At 73.4% G+C, this 18,063-nt stretch carries 14 protein-coding genes; 4 read left to right on the forward strand and 10 right to left on the reverse strand.

Annotation, left to right across the window (positions count from 1 at the left end):
- Window positions 1-125 precede the first annotated feature (125 nt).
- The 3 genes from BJ965_RS34130 to BJ965_RS34140 form a co-directional block, all read right to left on the reverse strand.
- A complete protein-coding gene (locus BJ965_RS34130; protein WP_184914264.1) occupies window positions 126-2,945 on the reverse strand; it encodes a beta-L-arabinofuranosidase domain-containing protein in 2,820 nt (939 codons plus the stop codon).
- Between the two features lie 148 nt (window positions 2,946-3,093).
- Window positions 3,094-3,786 (reverse strand): HAD family hydrolase, encoded by a 693-nt coding sequence (locus BJ965_RS34135; protein ID WP_184914266.1) that lies wholly within the window; start codon window positions 3,784-3,786, stop codon window positions 3,094-3,096.
- A 19-nt stretch (window positions 3,787-3,805) separates the two neighbouring features.
- The gene (locus BJ965_RS34140) at window positions 3,806-4,282 is read right to left on the reverse strand and encodes an Lrp/AsnC family transcriptional regulator (RefSeq protein ID WP_184914268.1); all 477 of its coding nucleotides are present in this window, start codon (window positions 4,280-4,282) and stop codon (window positions 3,806-3,808) included.
- A 199-nt stretch (window positions 4,283-4,481) separates the two neighbouring features.
- Here BJ965_RS34140 and BJ965_RS34145 point away from each other — a divergent pair, with 199 nt between their 5' ends.
- Both BJ965_RS34145 and BJ965_RS34150 read left to right on the forward strand, forming a co-directional pair.
- A complete protein-coding gene (locus BJ965_RS34145) occupies window positions 4,482-5,972 on the forward strand; it encodes an FUSC family protein (protein ID WP_184914271.1) in 1,491 nt (496 codons plus the stop codon).
- A gap of 315 nt (window positions 5,973-6,287) precedes the next feature.
- Window positions 6,288-7,313 (forward strand): lactonase family protein, encoded by a 1,026-nt coding sequence (locus tag BJ965_RS34150; RefSeq protein ID WP_184914273.1) that lies wholly within the window; start codon window positions 6,288-6,290, stop codon window positions 7,311-7,313.
- A gap of 110 nt (window positions 7,314-7,423) precedes the next feature.
- Here the strand turns inward: BJ965_RS34150 and BJ965_RS34155 are convergent, their stop codons facing one another.
- The 4 genes from BJ965_RS34155 to BJ965_RS34170 form a co-directional block, all read right to left on the reverse strand.
- Window positions 7,424-8,347 (reverse strand): sirohydrochlorin chelatase, encoded by a 924-nt coding sequence (locus tag BJ965_RS34155; RefSeq protein ID WP_184914275.1) that lies wholly within the window; start codon window positions 8,345-8,347, stop codon window positions 7,424-7,426.
- Window positions 8,348-8,457: 110 nt separating this feature from the next.
- Window positions 8,458-9,444 (reverse strand): N-acetylglucosamine kinase, encoded by a 987-nt coding sequence (locus BJ965_RS34160; RefSeq protein ID WP_184914277.1) that lies wholly within the window; start codon window positions 9,442-9,444, stop codon window positions 8,458-8,460.
- On the reverse strand, window positions 9,441-10,118 hold the full coding sequence (locus BJ965_RS34165; protein WP_030834978.1) for a uracil-DNA glycosylase: 678 nt from the start codon (window positions 10,116-10,118) through the stop codon (window positions 9,441-9,443). Before BJ965_RS34165 ends, BJ965_RS34160 begins: the two co-directional genes overlap by 4 nt.
- Before the next feature lie 87 nt (window positions 10,119-10,205).
- Window positions 10,206-11,363, reverse strand: coding sequence for a WD40/YVTN/BNR-like repeat-containing protein (locus BJ965_RS34170; RefSeq protein ID WP_184914279.1), 1,158 nt, complete (start codon window positions 11,361-11,363; stop codon window positions 10,206-10,208).
- 212 nt (window positions 11,364-11,575) lie between these two features.
- Between BJ965_RS34170 and BJ965_RS34175 the strand changes: the two genes are divergently transcribed.
- Entirely contained in the window at window positions 11,576-12,160 is a 585-nt protein-coding gene (locus tag BJ965_RS34175) for an Rv1733c family protein (protein ID WP_184914281.1), read from the forward strand.
- Window positions 12,161-12,164: 4 nt separating this feature from the next.
- On the opposite strand, the gene BJ965_RS34180 is transcribed toward BJ965_RS34175, so the two are convergent.
- Window positions 12,165-14,180: a HEAT repeat domain-containing protein gene (locus BJ965_RS34180; protein WP_184914283.1), complete on the reverse strand. Its 2,016-nt coding sequence runs from the start codon at window positions 14,178-14,180 to the stop codon at window positions 12,165-12,167.
- A 231-nt stretch (window positions 14,181-14,411) separates the two neighbouring features.
- Window positions 14,412-16,082: a DNA alkylation response protein gene (locus BJ965_RS34185; protein ID WP_184914285.1), complete on the reverse strand. Its 1,671-nt coding sequence runs from the start codon at window positions 16,080-16,082 to the stop codon at window positions 14,412-14,414.
- 75 nt (window positions 16,083-16,157) lie between these two features.
- On the opposite strand from BJ965_RS34185, the gene BJ965_RS34190 reads away from it, so the two are divergent.
- Window positions 16,158-16,916 carry a PaaX family transcriptional regulator C-terminal domain-containing protein gene (locus BJ965_RS34190; RefSeq protein ID WP_184914287.1) on the forward strand — a complete coding sequence of 253 codons (759 nt, stop codon included), beginning with the start codon at window positions 16,158-16,160 and terminating at the stop codon, window positions 16,914-16,916.
- 73 nt (window positions 16,917-16,989) lie between these two features.
- On the opposite strand, the gene BJ965_RS34195 is transcribed toward BJ965_RS34190, so the two are convergent.
- Window positions 16,990-17,778, reverse strand: a complete 789-nt coding sequence (locus BJ965_RS34195) for a pectate lyase (protein WP_184914288.1) — start codon at window positions 17,776-17,778, stop codon at window positions 16,990-16,992.
- Window positions 17,779-18,063 lie beyond the last annotated feature (285 nt).

The raw sequence follows: 18,063 nt of genomic DNA on the forward strand, positions 1-18,063 counted from the left end.
AATATCAACGGCCCAACACCAAGAGGTACGGATGCCAGAGGCGAAACAATCACCGCCGCCGTAAAAAAGTTCGGGCGGGTGCGGCGCCCGCCGCGGACGTCGCACCCGCCCGACCGGGCAGGCGCTCAGGGCTTGTACGAAGCCGCTCGCGCCGTCGCCACCACGGTGTCCCCGTCCGCCCTGCTCAGCAGCCCCGCGCTCACCCACGCGTCCACCGTGGCCCGCACCCGCGCCACCAGCGCCCCCTTGTCCCGGAACGGCGCCCCGGCCCAGATCTCGTCCAGCAGCGTGGCACCGCCGGACTTCGCCGGGTTGGCGACGCCCGAGTCCCGGCCGCCGAACACGACCTTCGGCTCCACGCGCCGGAAGTAGGCGTGCATCCGATCCTCCGTCCCCTCGGCGAAGGGCGCCCACTCGGTCCCGTCCAGCGTGAAGCGCAGCGGCTTGCCCGGCACCGGTGAGAGGGAGTGCGACAGATCGCCGGACAGCCCGGCGTCGCGGTACAGCCCCACCTTCAGGTACTCCGTGGCCGCGTTGCGGGCGACCAGGTTGACCGGCCCGTGGAAGAGGGTCTGCAGGGACGCGTCGTCCAGCGCCTTCTCCACCCGCGTCCGGAACGGCATGGCGATGCGGACGGTGTCACCGGCCCGCCAGGCCCGGGACACGTCGAAGTAGCTCCCGGGCTCAGGGCTCCCCGACACCGCACGCCCGTTGACGGTCACCCGGAACCCGGCGGTCGCCCAGGCCGGCACCCGCAGCCGCAGCGTGAAGGAGGCGCTCCTCCCCCCGAAGGTCAGCGTGCTGCCCTGCTCCTGCGGGAAGCGGGTCGTCTGCGTGACCGTCACGCCCTTCTCCGCCCAGGTCAATGTGGACGCGCTGTACAGGTTGACGTACAGCGCACTGCCGTCGGCCTTCGCGAAGTACACCGAGTCCTGGTATTTCGTGGCGCTCTCCATGCCCGTGCCCTCACAGCAGGTCGTGCCCTGCTTGGGCGTGTAGTCCCGGACATGACCGGGCGTCAGCCCGATGAAGTATGTGACGAGCGGCTTCTCCGCATCCCCCTTGTCCTGCTTGGAGCCGAGCACCTGGTTGTACAGGGCCCGCTCGTAGTAGTCCATGTACTTCGGGTCCTGCTCGTGGAAGAACAGGGTCCGGCTCAGCTTGAGCATGTTGTACGCGCAGCACGTCTCGGCGGTGGTCGCGCTCAGGGTGCCCGCGATCACGTCCCGCGCCTTCCAGAACTCCCCGGTGCTGGTGCCGCCGATGCCGTACATGCGGTGCGGGACGACCATGTCCCAGAAGTTCCTCGCCGAGGTGAGGTAGCGCTGCTCGCCGGTCTCGTCGTACAGCCGCACATAGCCGGTGAAGATCGGGATGTGCTGGTTGGCGTGCAGCCCGTCGAGGATGTCGGTGCTCGCGGCGCACGCGTCGATCAGGCGGTCCAGGTCGAACAGCTTGGCCAGTGCGAGGTGTTCGGGCTTGCCGGTGATCGAGTGCAGATCACAGATGGCCTCGACGATGCCGCCGAACTCGCCGCTGGAGAAGATCCCCCACATGCGCTGGAGCGTGGCCTCCGGCAGCTTCGACAGCCGGGAGTGCATCCAGTCGCACATGCCCGACGCGAGGTCGAGCGCCCGGTCGTCGTCCGTGGCGGTGTACGCGTCGAGCAGTCCCCTGAGGATCTTGTGCGCGGTGTAGTACGGCGCCCACACCTTGGTGTAGTCGGAGGTGGTCCTCGACTCCAGGTCGATGAACTGCGTCTCCGGGTACGCCGCGAGGAACCCGGGGTGGCTGGGCCCGCCCCAGGTGCGGCGCAGGGTGGCGGCCAGGCCCCGGCCGGAGGCGTCCGCGAAGGTCCCCCCGGCCGTCTCGTCGAAGGCGTACGACGCCAGATCGCCCCGGCCCGTCGACGCGTCGGCGGCCCGGCGGCTCTGCAACTCCGTGACCTCGGCGGCGGTCAGCGCCCGCGAGAAGACGTTGAACTCCTCGAAGGCGCCCGCGAAGACCGGGTCACCGGAGTAGTTCGAGCGGCCCAGCCAGTTGTTCCTGAGCGTGCCGAGGGCCGCGGGGGTGAGGCTCATCGCGGTGTTGCGCGCCACGGCGGTGCCGTTGACGTAGAGGGTGCCGGTGCCGCCCGCGATCGTGACCGCCAGGTGGCTCCACTGGTTCAGCGGCAGCGCGGCCGTGCCGTCGAGACCCTGCTCGCCGCCGGCGCCCGACGTGGTGACGGCGAAGCGCGGCACCCCGGCCTGGTCACGGGCGGCCAGGTACAGGTAGCGGTCGTTGCCGTTGCCGAAGTCGAAGATCCGTGCCCAGGCGGCGTCGTGCGTGGGCCGGACCCAGACGGCGAGGGTGATGGCCGAGGTCCCGCCGAGCACGCCGCCCGGCAGGTCCATGTACTGGTACGACCCCCGGACCTGGTCCGCGGCGGCCCCGAACTTCCCGGTGACGCTCAGCACCGCCGGGTCCCGCCGCAGTGCCGCGCGCACCTCGGTCAGCGCCCCGACCATGGTGGCGATCCGGTCGGCGAACACCTGCTCCTTCGACCCGCGGTAGGCCTGCGCCAGCATGGTCAGGAAGTGTCCGGTGTAGTGCCCCCGCAGATTGCCGTTGGCCTCGCCGTCCAGCCCCTCCCAGCCGCCCGGCGCGACCGCCCCGTGCGTGGAGAGGCCCGCGTTGGCGCGGAACACCTGGAGCAGCCGGTTCACGTCGTAGCCGCGGGCGTGATCCAGCATCAGCTTCCGCTTGTCCGCGAAGACGCCCTGCCCGAGGCTCACGTCCTCCAGTCCGAAGGGCCGGACGGTCCAGGCCGACGGGACGTCAGCGGCGGCGGCAGCGGCCGGAGTCGCCGCGGCCCGCCCCGTCGCCACGTGCGACAGCGCGGGTACGGCTGCGGCGGCGGTTGCGGCCTGAAGAAGGGATCTTCTGGAGAGGGGCCGTGCCATGTGTGCTCCTCCACGGGTCCACGGTGCTCAGGGGGCATCGAGTGGTCGATATATCGAACGCCGTACGAGTGATCGACCAGACCCTAGGGAGGGGGCTGGGGAGCGTCAACGGGTCGGGAGCGGCGAGTTCAGGAAAGGCCGGCCGAGTTCACGAGATGGCCGAGTTCACGAGCCAGTCGTACGCGGCCCGTGCCGTGAACTCCTTCTGGCCGCCCGGGAGGAGCAGCTCCGCGGTGGCGAACTCCGGTGCGTCCGCCTGTGCCGGGACGTACGGGATCGCGATGCACCGCATGCCGGCCGCGTGCGCGGCGGCGGCGCCCGGTGCGGCGTCCTCCAGTACGACGCAGTCGGAGGGGTTCGCGCCGAGCCTGCGCGCCGCCTCCAGGAAGACGTCCGGAGCCGGCTTGCCGTGCGCGACCTCGTCGGCGGACACCGCGGTGTGCAGGTGTGCGTCCAGTCCGGTTCCGGCCAGGACCGCGGCGATGGCCTTCGGGGAGGAGCCCGAGGCCACGGCCATGGGGACGCCCTCGGCCGCCAGCAGTTCGACGAACACGCGCATCTCCGGGTAGGCACGCGTGGCACCCCGGGCCAGCTCCAGGTAACGGCGGTTCTTGGCGGCGAGCAGCTCGTCCACCGAGGCGGGCAGGCCGTAGCGGTCCTTCCAGTCCGTGACCGTCTCCTGCGTGCTGATGCCGACGTACCGCTCGTGGTCCGCCCAGGAGAAGTCCAGGACGCCGTACTCGGCCAGCGTCTGCCGGCCCGCCTCGTAGTAATGCGGCTCGCTGTCCACGAGTGTTCCGTCGAGATCGAAGATGACCGATATTCCTTGGAGCGTCCTCATGGCGCCATGCTCTCAAAGATCATCCGCGGGCCGACCGTCCCACCGACTCCACCAGCGGCAGCATCCGGTGGGAGACGCGCTCGCGCAAGGCGACCTCCGTACGGGTGCGCACCACCCCGGGCATGCTGATCAGCTTCTGGACGACGTCCTCCAGGTGGGCGTTGTCCCGCGCCACCACCCGGGCCAGCAGATCCCCGCCCCCCGTGATCGAGAACGCCTCCACGATCTCCGGCACCGCCGCCAGCGCGTCACCCACCTCGTCGAGATGCCCCTGGGTGACCTCGATGTGCACGAACGCCAGGACCGGATGCCCGAGCGCGGCGGGGGAGAGGGCCGGGGCCGTGCCGGTGATCACGCCGTCGCGTTCGAGCCGGTCGAGCCGGGCCTGAAGGGTGCCCCGGGCGACACCGAGGATCCGGGCGTACTCACGCACACTCGTGCGCGGCTGCTCCAGCAGCAAGCGCAGGATGCGGGTGTCGAGCTCGTCCACGGGCATGACGCGTCCTCCTCGTCCGTTGGCTCTGCCGCGGCCCTTCCTCGGCCGCTCCGGCTGTACCAATGGCCCAGTCTAGAAGGAGCCGGTTGAGCCAGTGGCCCCCGGGATGCTCATATGGGTGCGTCGATGGCGCTGCGGGTCCCCGCGGCGCCTTTTTCATGCGTACTCATGGCCGGTGTTGCGAGAGGGGCGGTAAGCGGTGCTGAAGAGGGTGTTCATGGCTCCGGATCCGGGGCGGACGAGGTTGCGGTTCGGTGCGCGGGCCGTACTCGGCATCGCGCTCGCGGTCGCCCTGTGCGGCTTCGCCGGGCACTCCCTCGCGGGTGCCGTCACCGGTGGTCTCGCCGCCCTGCTCGCCCTGTTCACCGTCACCGACGCCACGGTCCGCGGCCAGGCGGTCACGACCGCGCTACTGCCCGCCGTCGGCCTGCCCGTGCTCACCGCCGCGGCCGAACTGCACGACCACCCGGTGGCCCGCGACCTCACCTTCCTCGCCGTGGTGGGCGCGGGCGTGTACGCGCGCCGCTGGGGGCCGCGCGGGCACAGCCTCGGCGTGTTCGCGTTCATGACCTTCTTCGTGGCGCAGTTCCTGCACGCCACCACCGACCAGCTGCCGCAGCTGTACGTCGCGGTCCTGCTGTCCGTCCTCGCCGCCGCTGGCGTGCGCTTCGGCCTGTGGTGCTATGAGCGCCGCCTGCCGCCGCCCGCCGTGCCCGCACCGCCGGGCGGCACCGGCCTGGCCCGGGTGACCACCCGGCAGGCGATCCAGGCCACCGCCGGGGCCGGTTTCGCCCTCGTCGTGGGGCAGCTGGTGTCCGGGCAGCGCTGGTACTGGGCCGTCGGCGCCACCTGGTGGATCTTCGTCAACACCACCTCGCGCGGCGAGACCCTGGTCCGCGGCTTCCGGCGGCTGCTCGGCACGGTGATCGGCATCGCGCTCGGTCTGCTCGTGGCGGTGCCCGTGCACGGCGATCCGGCCGTCACGGCCGCCCTCGCCGCCGTCTGCGTCTTCGGCATCTTCTACACGGCCGCCGTGTCCTACACCTGGATGATGCTCTGGGTCACCCTCCTCGCCGGCCTGCTCTACGGCCTCCTCGGCGTGCTGGGCCCCGGCCTGCTCGCCCTGCGGCTCGCCGAGACCGGCGTCGGGGCGCTCGGCGCCGCCCTGGCCGTGATCCTCGTCCTGCCGGTCACCACCCACAGCGTCACCGACGCCTGGATCCGGCGGGCCCTGGGCTGTGTGCACGCCTGCGCCGTCGAGACCGCACAGCGCCTGGCGGGCGCGGCGGACGCCGACCCGGCCCCGCGGGTGGCGGAGCTGGAGCAGCTCCTTGCCCGGGTGCGGCTCTCGGTCGCCCCGCTCGTGCACCCGCTGAACCCGATGCTCGGCCGCAAGCGGCGGGCCCGGCACGTGCTCGCCCTCCTCGACGACTGTGCCCGGGAGGTCCGCGGCCTGGTCGCCGTCGCAGCCGACCCGGAGGCCTCCCACGACGCCCGTCTGGCCGTGGCCTGCGGACGGGTGGAGGCCGCCGTCGAGGCCCTCACCGAGGGCAGGGACATCACGGTCCACGCGGATGGGCCGCCCCACGCGGAACCGGCCCTGGCCCATCTGCACGGCCTGGAACGAGCCCTGTCCGAACTGGCCCGCCCGCTGCGCGCCCCCTCGGGATCGCCCCTGGTGGGCGCCTGACCGAAACGCTCCGCGCGGCCCCGGAGCGGGCGCCGGCGCAGCCGGTCCGGCCGACCGAGTCCGCCGGACCGTCATGCGACGGCCGGACCGCCGGCCCGCCTGTCGCCCGCCGCCGGCTGGTGGGCGAGGGGCGGCAGGCGGGCCGGTCCCTGCGTGGCCAGGCCCGCCCCGGCTGGGCGGAACCACCCTGTCCCGCCGGTGTCCACCGCGTCCGGCGCACGCCCGGCCGGGCGAACCACCCTTGACCGTCTGGTCTAGACCTTGCATGATCGGCTGCGCGGTCATTCGGGGCGGCGCCGGCGAGAGGGGACTGCGGTGGCGGACGGCAGGCGACGGGCGTACATCGGGTCGTTCACGGCGGCCGGCGGGCCCGGCATCCTGACTGCTGAGGTCGACCCCGGCAGCGGTGCGCTGACCGTGCTGAGCAGCGTCAACGCCGTCCAGGACCCTTCCTGTCTGACCCTCGCGCCCGACGGGAAGACGCTCTACGCGGTCAGTGAGACGGCCGACGGCGCGGTGGCCGCGTACCGAGTGGACGGGGACAAGCCCGAGCCTGCCGGGCGGCCCGTGCCGGTCGACGGCAGCGGCCCGACCCACCTCGGCCTGTTCGACGGGCACATCCTGACCGCCAACTACGGCTCCGGCAGTGTCACCGCGGTCCCCGTCCGCCCCGACGGCGCCCTCGCGCGTTCCGCTTCCAGCGTGCTCCGGCACAGCGGCGCGGGGCCGCACACCCCCCGCCAGCAGGGGCCGCACCCCCACCAGGTGCAGTCCGACCCGAGCGGTCGCTGGGCCGTCAGCGTCGACCTGGGCACGGACTCGGTGCGGGTGTGCACGCTGACGGACGGCGCCCTGGCCCTGCACCGGGAGACCGCTCTGCGCCCCGGCTCGGGGCCGCGCCACCTGGCTTTCCATCCGGACGGCTCGCACGCGTACGTCATCAACGAACTGACCCCGTCCGTCACCGTCTGCCGCTGGGACGCGGCGACAGGCGTCCTGACCTCGCTGTCCGAGACCCCGGTGCTGCCGGGCGCACCGGGGCGCGACGCCTACCCCTCGGGCATCGTGACCTCGCCCGACGGCCGCTTCGTCTGGACCGCCACCCGCGGCGAGGACGTCCTGTCCGTGCTCGCCGTCGAGGGCGAGGAGCTGCGGCTCGCCGCCACGGTGCACTGCGGCGGCCACTGGCCGCGCGCCCTCGCCGCCTCCGGCGGGTTCCTGTACGTCGCCAACGAGCGCTCCGGCGACGTGACGTGGTTCGCGGTCGACGCGCTCACGGGCGTCCCGCGACGAGGCGGCTCGATCCGGGTGACGGCGGCCTCGTGCGTGGCCCTCGGCTGAGGAGGACTCACCACGCGCCGTCGCCCGGCCGGGCACCCCGAGAACGCCGAGAAGGCCCACTCCGAACCGGAGTGGGCCTTCTCGGCGTTCTCGGGCGGCGGCGCCTCGCGTCAGCGCACCGGCGTGCCCTGCGCCTGCTGCGGGGCGATGCCCAGCGCCGTCGTGTACTTGGCCAGGGCGAGCTTGCCGATCGCCGGGTACGGGCCGAGCGACTCGGCGGCCGAGCAGCCCGCCTCCTTCGCGGCCTCCTCGACCAGGCCCTGCTCGATCTCCGGACCGATCAGATACGGCGCGAGCGCCAGCTGCTGCGAACCCGAGGAGCGCAGCTGCTCGGCGACGGAGGCGATGGAGCCCTCCTCGTCCAGGGCCGCGGCCATCACCGGCACGGCGAGGCGCGCGGCGAGCAGCATGCCGGTGATCCCCGCCGCCTGCACGGCCTCGTCGCCGCCCACCGACGCCAGGATGATGCCGTCCGCGGCGGTCGCCACGGTGAACAGCCGGGCGCGGTCGGCACGGGCCAGACCGGCCTCGGACAGCCGCACGTGCAGCGCCTCGGCGAGCAGCGGGTGAGGGCCGAGGACGTCGGTCAGCTCGGCGGCGACACGGCTCTCCATGAGGGCCTGACGGACCTGGCGCAGCAGCGCGCTGTCCGGCCCGGCGAGCAGCGGCACGACGACGGCGACGGGGCCGTCGGGCATCTTGACGTCCATGCCGGCGGCGCGGGCCTGCTCGAAACGGGCCGTGCGCTCCTCGGCGGTGTGCACGAGCACGGCCTGCAGCGAGGGGAACTCCGCGTCGTCCCCGTCGAGATAACCGATGCGGGCGTCGAGGCCGGGCAGCTCGGAGCGGGCGATGCTCACGACCTCCTCGGCGAGGCTGCGCGTGGCGCTACTGGGCGTCCCCGGCACGGCGAGGACGAGCGCGGGCGCGCCCTCGGGAGCAACCAGCGGCTCGGGACGGCGGTGCCGTCCGGGCTGGCGGGGGCGCGGCATTCGTACAGGCAGGCCATCCGCGGGCCCAGTGGGGGAACTCATGGCGCCGCATGTTACTGGCTTCTTGGGTTCCCCTGTTCGGGGAGGGTGCAGGTGAGCGGTATCCGTCCTGTTTTGTCTGATGAGTTACGTACGGATGGGACGTGATCGGATCAATCACCCGAACGGGTGGTCACGGAGAGCATCGTCGCGTCACTCGGCAGCGTGAGTGAACCGGTGCTCAGTTCGGCCGCGATGCGCACCGAGCCGTGCAGCGGATCACCTTCGGCCGGCACCCGCCGCCCCTGTGGAAGCCGCCGCTCCAGTTCCTCGTCCAAGGGGCCCAGCAACGGGGCGCCCAGCTTGAACAGGCCGCCGGTGACGGCGATGCACGGCTCGCCGCCGGAAGGGCACACGGCCGCCGCGGAGTCGGCCACGTGCCGTGCGGCCGCCCTCAGGATGCCCGCCGCGACGGGGTCCTCGTCCGCGCAGTCGGCCACGCGGGGCGCGAAGGATGCGAGCACGGCCGGCCGGTCGGGCCGGGGATACAGGGCGCCGGGGAGCCCCGTCACGGGCCCGAACACCTCTTCGGCGCTGGCCAGCAGCCGGGCCGAGCCGTCCTCGCGCCCGTCGTGGGCGCGCAGCGCGGCCTCGAGGCCGGCCCGCCCGATCCAGGCACCGCCCCCGCAGTCGCCGAGCAGATGCCCCCAGCCGTCCGCCCGCCGCCAGCCGGTGAGGTCGGTGCCGATCGCGATCAGCCCCGTCCCGCCGGCGATCACGGCACCGGGGCGTGTACCGAGCGCACCCACGTACGCGGTCACGGCATCGGCGGCCAGCGCGACCCTGCGCACGCCCCACTCCCGGGCCAGAGCGCCCGGCAGTTCGGCACGCAGCCCGTCCCCGAGGGAGGCCAGACCGGTCGCGCCGACGACGACGGTGGTCAGCGGCACCGCACCCGCTTCGGCGGTCAACGCGCGCACCAACGGCACGAGTCGCGCCAGGAAGTCTTCGGGATCGATGCCCCGCTCGCCGGTGCGAACCGGCTCACGGGATTCCCGCCGGGCCAGCGGACCACGCCCGGCGGTCCCCACCACAGCCCGGAGTCCGGAGCCGCCGGAGTCCACGGCGAGGAACCCGGAACCCTCCGACGCCCCGGTCACGGCAGGCGCCAGTCCACCGGTTGGCCGCCCTGGCGGATCAGCAGGTCGTTGGCCCGGCTGAACGGGCGGGAGCCGAAGAAGCCCCGGTCGGCCGACATGGGGGAGGGGTGGGCGGATTCCACGGAGGGCAGGTCGCCGAGGAGCGGGCGCAGATTGCGGGCGTCACGACCCCACAGGATGGACACCAGCGGCTTGCCGCGCCCCGCCAGGGCCCGGATCGCCTGCTCCGTGACCTCCTCCCAGCCCTTGCCGCGGTGGGCAGCGGGCTTGCGCGGGGCGGTGGTCAGGGCCCTGTTGAGCAGCAGGACACCCTGCTGGGTCCACGGCGTCAGGTCGCCGTTGGACGGCTGGGGGAGCCCCAGGTCGGCGGTGAGCTCGCGGTAGATGTTGATGAGACTGCCGGGCAGCGGCCGCACCTCGGGCGCGACCGAGAACGACAGCCCCACCGCGTGCCCCGGAGTCGGGTACGGGTCCTGACCGACGATCAGGACGCGTACGTCGTCGAAGGGCTGCTGGAAGGCCCGCAGGACGTTCGCCCCGGCCGGCAGGTAGGTGCGCCCGGCGGCGATCTCCGCGCGGAGGAAGTCCCCCATCGCGGCGACGCGTTCGGCCACCGGTTCCAGGGCCTTCGCCCAGCCCGCTTCGACGATCTCATGCAAGGGTCGTGGTGCCACGGGCGTCACCCTACTGCCGCACGGGCAGCGGCGATCAACCGGTGGCCAACGCCTGTGCGCATCCTCGTCCCCCCGTCCGTCCGTGTCTCAGCCGACGAGTGCGGCCCGCACGCACAGCACGTCCGGCAGATGCGAGGCGAGCTGCTGCCAGCTGTCGCCGTCGTCCGCCGACGCGAACACTTCGCCGTTGCGGTTGCCGAAGTAGACGCCCGCCGGGTCGGCGTCGTCCGTGCACAAGGCGTCGCGCAACACCGTGCCGTAGTGGTCCTCCTGGGGCAGGCCCCTGCTGAGCGGCTCCCAGCTCTTGCCGGCGTCCGCCGTCCGGTAGACGCGGCACCGGTGGTCGGCCGGGACCCGGTCGGCGTCGGCGTTGATCGGGAACACGTACGCCGTGTCGCCCCGGTGCGGATGCGCCGCCACCGCGAAGCCGAACGTGGACGGCAGGCCCTCGCCGATGTCCGTCCAGTGCGCGCCCGCGTCGTCGCTGCGGTACACCCCCCAGTGGTTCTGCAGGTACAGCCGGTCAGGGCTGGCGCCGTCCCGCGTGACCTTGTGCACGCACTGGCCGAACTCCGGGTTCGGGTCGGGCAGGAACACCGCCGAGACACCCGAGTTGGACGGCGCCCAGCTCGCGCCGCCGTCCAGGCTCCGGAAGACGCCGGCGGTCGAGACGGCGACGGTCACCGCCTTCGGGTCGCGCGCGTCGGTGAGCACGGTGTGCAGGCCCTCACCACCACCGCCCGGCACCCACTTCGACCGCGTGGGATGCTCCCACAGTGGCCGGACCAGCTCGAACGTCTCCCCGCGGTCCTCCGAGCGGTACAGCGCGGCCGGTTCGGTGCCCGCGTACACCACGTCCGGCTCGGCGGCGGCCGGGTGCAGCTGCCACACCCGCTCCAGGGAGGCCCCGGTGTCCTTGGGGAACTTGACGGCCGGGCGGGCCGGTTCGGTCCAGGTCCGGCCGAGATCGTCGGAGTGGAACACCGACGGGCCCCAGTGCGAGCTGTCGCCGCCCGCCAGCAGTCGCGGCGTGCCGGCCCTGGTGTCGATGGCGACCGAGTACACGGCCTGCGCGTTGAAGTAGGGGCTCTCGTCGAACTCCCAGGCGCCACCACCTCGCCGGCGCCCGATGAACAGGCCTTTGCGCGTGCCCACGGCGAGCAGTACCTCGGTCATGCCGATCACCTCCGCGGCGTCGTCCTTGACGCCCTCGTCCCGAACACCGGCCAGTCTGCACCCGACCACTGACAGTCACCTCCGGAAAGGGCTCCGGCGCAGGTCAGCGGGGTGTCGAGGCCATAGACGAAGCATCCCGCGAGCCGCCCACGCAGGGCGCCGGCCGGGGCGCCGGCCCGTGGGGACCGTCACGTCGGGTAGGTGCACTGAGCATCCAGGCGCCGCCGTCCGTATGGGGAGAGCGGCGGGATGGTCGTGGGCTCGTGAGGAGGAGGCCTTCGATGGCGTTACGTGGTCCGAAGGTGTGGCTGTGGCGCTGGCGGCGCAATCCGCTCAGGCGCCGCGCCGACAGAGTGGAGGCCTGGGTCGTCCTGGGCGTGTGGCTGCTCACGGTCCTCGTCGGGGTGCTGGCCGGGACGGCGGTGAGCCGCTCCGTGGAGGACGGGCTGGCCCGGGAACGGGACGAGTGGCGCCCGCTCGTGGCACGGCTCGCCGAGCGCGCTCCCGGGACGGCCTCCGAGGACGCCCCTGAGTCCCGGGCCGAGCACGTGTGGGCGACGGCGCGGTGGACCTCCGCGGACGGCTCCGAACACTCCGGCCAGCTGCGGGTCCCGGCGGGCAGCGCCGCCGGCGCCCCGGTCACCGTATGGACGGACGCCGAGGGGCGCCAGGTCACCCGGCCCGTCACCGAGCCCCAGGCCCGCGTACGGGCCTCTCTGATCGGTGGTGTGGCGGGCCTGTGCGCCGCGGTCGTACCCGTGGTCGCCGGTCGTGCCCTCCGCGGCCGCCTGGAGCGCCGCCGCATCGACCAGTGGGACGCGGAGTGGGCCCGCTTCGGCCCGATGTGGGGGCGTACGGCGGGGTGAGGCCCTACGGGCGTCCCGGGCCGGCGAGCGCCTCCCGGCACACCCGCAGCAACGCCAGGTCCTCGCGTATGCCGTGGACGCCCGCGTCGCTGCGGTGCCGCCGGGGGGCGGCGAGTTCCGCACGGAGCGCCTCGTGCAGGGGTGCTCCCGCGGGTCCCAGTGCCAAGACGCACTCCGCGATCGTTCTGCGGGTGCGCGGGTGTTCCACCCAGGCGGAGCGCAGCACAGGGAGGAACCGCTCCGGTTCGCCGGCTGTCCGCCACACCGCGCACGCGGCCGTGGTCCGCGCCAACGCGTCACCGGAGGCGGCCAGCTCGCGCAGCCCGGGCAGGGCCGGACGCGCCGCCGGGCCCAACCGCCCCAGCACGGCCGCGGCATGGCGCCGGTGACCACCTCCGGTGCCCGACAACTCCCGTATCAGGACGGGCAGTACGGCGTCCGCGTCGCCCGTGACCGACCACAGCGCGTCCGCCGTGGCGACCGCGCTGTCGGTCCTCAGCAGCCCGTGCAGATCCGGTATCGCCTCGCGCGCCGCGCCGCCGAGCACACCGAGGGCGCGGAGCGCGGCCGCGGTGACGGCGTCGCGCCGCCGCAGACCGTCCGGCATGCCGCGCAGCAGACGCAATACGGCGGGGGTGGCCTCGACGTCGCCCAGTGCGGCGAGGGCCGACAGCAGGGGGACGGCCCGCTCGGCGGTGTCGGGCGCGTCGAGCGGCACGCGGGCGAGCCGTCGCCGCAGCGCCGGGGCGAGCGGAACGGCCGCGCCGCCCAAGTGGGGCACCACCAGCCCCAGATCGTTCGGTACGACCGGGCCCGTCAGCATCTCCGCCAGCGTCGGTACGGCCCGTGTGTCCCCGGCCTGGGCCAGTGCCTTGAGCGGACCGCCCAGGGCCGGCGCGCCCCGCTCACCGTGCCGTATCCGAAGCTCGGGACGGTACGTCACCAGCGCGTGAAGACGGTCGGCGGCGGGCGCGGCCAGCGTGAAGAGCTCCACCAGGACGGCGACCGCCGCGTCGTGCAGCCGGCTCTCTTCCGCACCCAGTTGGTTACCGATCAGGGTGACCGGCTCCGCGTGACCGGTACGCCACTCACGGAACAGTCCGGCCGACATCCACACGCCGTTGCACCGGTCGAGGGGGTCCGGGCTGGTCAACTGCCCGCACAGCAGGGCGACCCGGTCGGACACCCGGCCGCCGAGTGCCGAGTGCAGGGTCCGCAGCAACCGGGATCCTTCCTCGTCCGAGGGGCGCAGCCGCCGCAGCCGGCCGGCGAGGGTGTCCGGACCGGGACAGTCGTACGGGTGCCCCGCCCCGGCCCGCTGCCCCGATCTGTCCCTGAGCAGGCGGACGACGGTCGGTACGAGATCGGCGGGGAGCCGGTCCTGGGCACATCCCGCGAGCTGCCCGAGTGCGGCGAGCCGCAGACCGGGGCCGTGCGGGGGCCCGCTCAGCTCGGTCAGCAGCCACACCGCCTCGGCGGCGTGGGCGTCATCGGCCGGGCGGTACCGCCGCGCGAACAGGCCGAGGCTCTCCGTCAGGGCGAGCAGGACCCCGTCGTCCCGCTCCACGGTGATCCGCTCCCGCAACAGGGCGAGGACGCGGGCCGGTCGACCGAGGAACCGCACCAGCGCCCCGGGGGCTGCCCGGCGCACGCCGGGGTCAGCGTCCCCCGCGAGCCGTTCGAAGACGCCGGCACCCGCGCGCAGGGCATCCCGGGTGCTCGACGCGAGATCACCGGGGGCACCGTCGATGTCGCCGATGCTGACGAGGAGCTCCACCACCTCGGCCCGGCCCCGCACCTCCGCTCGGCCGGCGAGCGCGAGGAGAAACGGAACACAGGCGAGTGTCGCGTCGTACACCCCGCCCTCGTGGTGCACCGTGCCGTACATCCCGTCGAGCGCGGTCTGCCGCTCGGCCGGGTCGGCGGAGGCCAGCCCCCGCAGCAATCCGGGCACGTCCTCCGCGCTGCCGGACGCATGGCGCAGCGAGGCCCAGTCGACCTCGTCGATCCCCCTGAACACGGTGTCCTCCCCCAGGCGAACTGCCAACTGACGGGGAGTCTGCACCACGGCACTGACAACGAAGCGGAATCGGGCGATGACTGTGCGCGAACTGTGCGCACGATGGCTTGAGTTCGAGTCGACCCCCCAGGTGCGCCGCCCCCCCCAGGTGGGCCGCCCCCGGGTGCGCCCCCCGAGGGCGCCGGCCAACCCGAGGCCCGCGAACCCGTCCGGCGTGCGCCCGCCGGCGCCTCAGCGCCCGCCCCCGGGCAGCGCCCGCTCCACGATCGCGTCCAGGCCCGCAGACTCCGGCAGTGTCCCGAACGCGTGCCCCCAGTCACCCCCGAGCCGTGTCGCGCAGAACGCGTCGGCGACCGCCGGCGGGGCGTGCCGCACGAGGAGGGAGGCCTGGAGGGTGAGTGCCATCTGCTCCACGAGACGCCGTGCCGTCGTCGGCGACGCCTCGGACAGTCCCGTCCTGAGCCGTGTCACGGCCGCGTCCAGCCGGGCGTCCGCGCCCCGGGCGAGGGCGAGCTCCCCGAACAGGGCCTCGGCGGTGCCCGGTTCACGGCTCAGCGCCCGCAGCACGTCGAGGGCGTTGACGTTCCCCGAGCCCTCCCAGATCGACAGCAGGGGCGCCTCCCGGTAGTGCCGGGGCATGCCCGAGTCCTCGACGTATCCGTTGCCGCCGAGGCACTCCAGGGCTTCCGCGGTGAAGGCCGGGCCCCGCTTGGTCACCCAGTACTTGCCGACGGCGGTGGCGATCCGGCGGAACGCCGCCTCGCCCTCGTCCCCGCGGATCGCCCGGTCGGCCGCCCCCGCCAGCCGCAGGGTGAGTGTCGTGGCGGCCTCCGACTCCAGCGCCAGATCGGCGAGGACGTTGCGCATCAGCGGCTGGTCCACGAGCCGTGCGCCGAACGCGCTGCGGTGGCGCGCATGGTGCCCCGCCTCGACGAGGGACTTGCGCATCAGCGCGGCCGACATCATCACGCAGTCCAGCCGGGTGCAGTTGACCATCTCGATGATGGTCTTCACACCCTGGCCCTCGGGGCCGACCAGCCAGGCCACCGTCCCGTCGAACTCGGGCTCGGAGGAGGCGTTGGACCGGTTGCCCAGCTTGTCCTTCAGCCGCTGGATGCGGAAGGTGTTGCGGGTCCCGTCGGGCAGGACGCGCGGCACCAGGAAGCACGACAGCCCGCCCGGGGCCTGCGCCAGCACCAGGAACACGTCGCACATCGGCGCCGAGGTGAACCACTTGTGCCCGCGCAGCGTGTACACCCCGGGCTCCGCCGTGGGCGTGGCCGCCGTGGTGTTCGTGCGGACGTCGGAGCCGCCCTGCTTCTCGGTCATCCCCATGCCCGCCAGCAGCCCGCGCTTCTCGGTGGGCTCTCGGAGGACGGGGTCGTACTCGCGGCTCGTCAGCAGCGGCTCGTAGAGCTTCGCCAGCTCCGGTTGCCGGCGCAGCGCCGGGACGGCCGCGTAGGTCATCGACGTGGGACAGCCGTGCCCGGCCTCGGTGTGCCCCCACACCAGTCCGCCGGCGCTCCGCACGACATGGGCGCCGGACCGGTCGTCCGCCCAGGGCGAGGCGGCCAGACCCTCCGCGATCGCCGCGCGCATCAGGTGGTGCCAGCTGGGGTGGAACTCGACCTCGTCGACGCGGTTGCCGTACCGGTCGTGCGTCCGGAGCTCCGGCTCGTGCCGGTTGGCCAGGTCGGCCCACTCCTGCGCCCGGGCGCTGCCGGCCCGCCGGCCGAGCCGCCGCAGGTCCTCCTCGGCCCACCCGGCGCCCTCCCGCCGCAGCCCCTCCAGCAGGGCCGTGTCGTCGGAGGCGTCGTAGGGGGCGAGGGGCGGGGCCTGGTTGATGACGTCGTGCGTGGCGGATCCGCCGTGCCCCTGCTGTTCGTCCGGTGTCGAGACCATGCGGCGAGTGTTGCACTCTGGCTGCGGCCGCAGCAATCATGCAACACGGAATCCCGCCGCGTACAGTACGTGGCCATGCCGATGAACGTCCCGGCGCGGTCCGGCGCGCTCGATCTGCGTCCCCTGTCCGCCCGGTCGGTCGTGCTGAGCCTGCTCCTCGGGACGCATCCACCCGAGCTGCCGGTCAGGGAACTGGTGGGGCTCGTGGAGGGCTTCGACGTCGCAGGCTCCACCTTGCGGGCGGCGCTCAGCCGGATGGTGGCCGCCGGCGACCTGCGGCGCACGGACGGTGGCTACCGCCTCAGCGACCGGCTCCTGGAACGCCAGCGCCGCCAGGACGACGCCGTGCACCCGCGCACGCGCGCGTGGGACGGCGACTGGGAGATGGTCGTGGTCACCGCGACGGGACGCGGCCCCGCCGAACGGGCCGACCTGCGCGCCCGGCTGAGCGCCCTCCGGCTCGCCGAACTCCGCGAGGGGGTCTGGCTACGCCCCGCCAACCTGACCCGCGCCCTGCCCGGCGACCTGGACCGGGTGGCCCAGCGCTACACGGCCCGCCCCGACCGGCCCTCGGGTGAATTGGCCGAAACGCTGTGGCCGCTGGACGCCTGGGCCGCCACGGCCCGGGCTCTGCTCGACCACATCGCCGGCGCTCCCCGCCCGGCCGACCGCCTGACCGCCTTCGCCGCCGTCGTACGGCACCTGCTCGCCGACCCCGTCCTGCCGTCCGGACTCCTGCCCGCCGACTGGCCCGGCACCGGACTGCGCACCGCCTACACCCACTATCAGCGAGAGCTGGTCGGAGAGGTGCGCGCGCGGGTGCGCGGCGCCTGACGCGGACGGCCGTGCGCAGCGCCCGCCGGGGCGCTCCGCACGGCCGCCTTCACCGTGGGGGGACTGGCCGGGGCTACCTGTAGGTGACGTCCGAGGTGGAGTAGAGGCAGTTCTTGCTGTCGGGTCCGGAGCCGACAGCGGTGTTGTTGTTGTACTTCTGGCAGGGGACGACCTTGCGGCCCGAGTCGTTGCGGATCGTGATGTTCCGCAGCGTCGCCACGTCGTTGCGGTTGACGTTGATGCCGACGAGCCGCGCGGTGGAGCCGGTGCCGGTCACGTCGACGGTGTTGAGGTTGACCTTGCGCGTGTACTGCGTGGAGCAGTCGCCGCACGAGCGGTACAGCGTCTTGAACTCCTGCACCGCGAAGTTGGAGATGGTCAGCGTGCCGCCGCCGTTGTGCTGGAAGACCTTGTCGGCGGCCTTCTTCGCTCCGCCGCCGATCACCTGGTAGGTCGCGCCGTTTCCGCCGCGGAAGGTGGCGGCGTCCTCGCCGACGTCCTCCCACCAGACGTTCTGCAGCGTGCAGCTGCCCTCGCAGTGGATGCCGTCGGCCGCGGGGGCGCCGAGGATCACGTTCTTCAGCACCGCGCCGTTCGCGAGCTTGAAGATCGGGTCCTGCCCCTCCTCCTGGCCGTCGCCGGCCAGTTCCCCGGTGCCGTAGTACCGCTTCATCCCGTAGTCCTTGGTGCCGGACACGGAGATGGTGGAGGAGGTGCCCTGGCTGCCGTTGGGGGCCGGCCATGTCGCGGCGCTCGCGGTGGGCGCGTTGGTAGTCATGATCATGCCAACCGAGAGGCCGAGTGTGGCCACTGCGCCGGTCAGTGCGCGCCTGCGGGGGCGCGGGCGTGTCGCAGAAGTCATGTCCCGATTCCTTCTGTCGTGGGGGTGGAGGCGTGCCGGGCTCCTCCGGAGTCCGGGCATTCCGTCGGGGGCGTGCCTTCGTTGAGCTGGCGATTCATGTAGATGAACGCCATTCAATATCCCGTCCAATGCGGGCCATTACGGATGGCTGCCCGCATCGACGGGTCACACTGCTGAACGGAACGTAGGGGGCAAGCGCTTTCTAGTCAACGCCTCGCGCAGAACACATTCAGCCGCTCCTGGTCAGGGCGATGCGGGCGTGGGAGCGCTTCCATGGAAACCATG

This window comes from Streptomyces luteogriseus (assembly GCF_014205055.1).
In the GTDB taxonomy this organism is placed as follows: Bacteria; Actinomycetota; Actinomycetes; order Streptomycetales; family Streptomycetaceae; genus Streptomyces; species Streptomyces luteogriseus.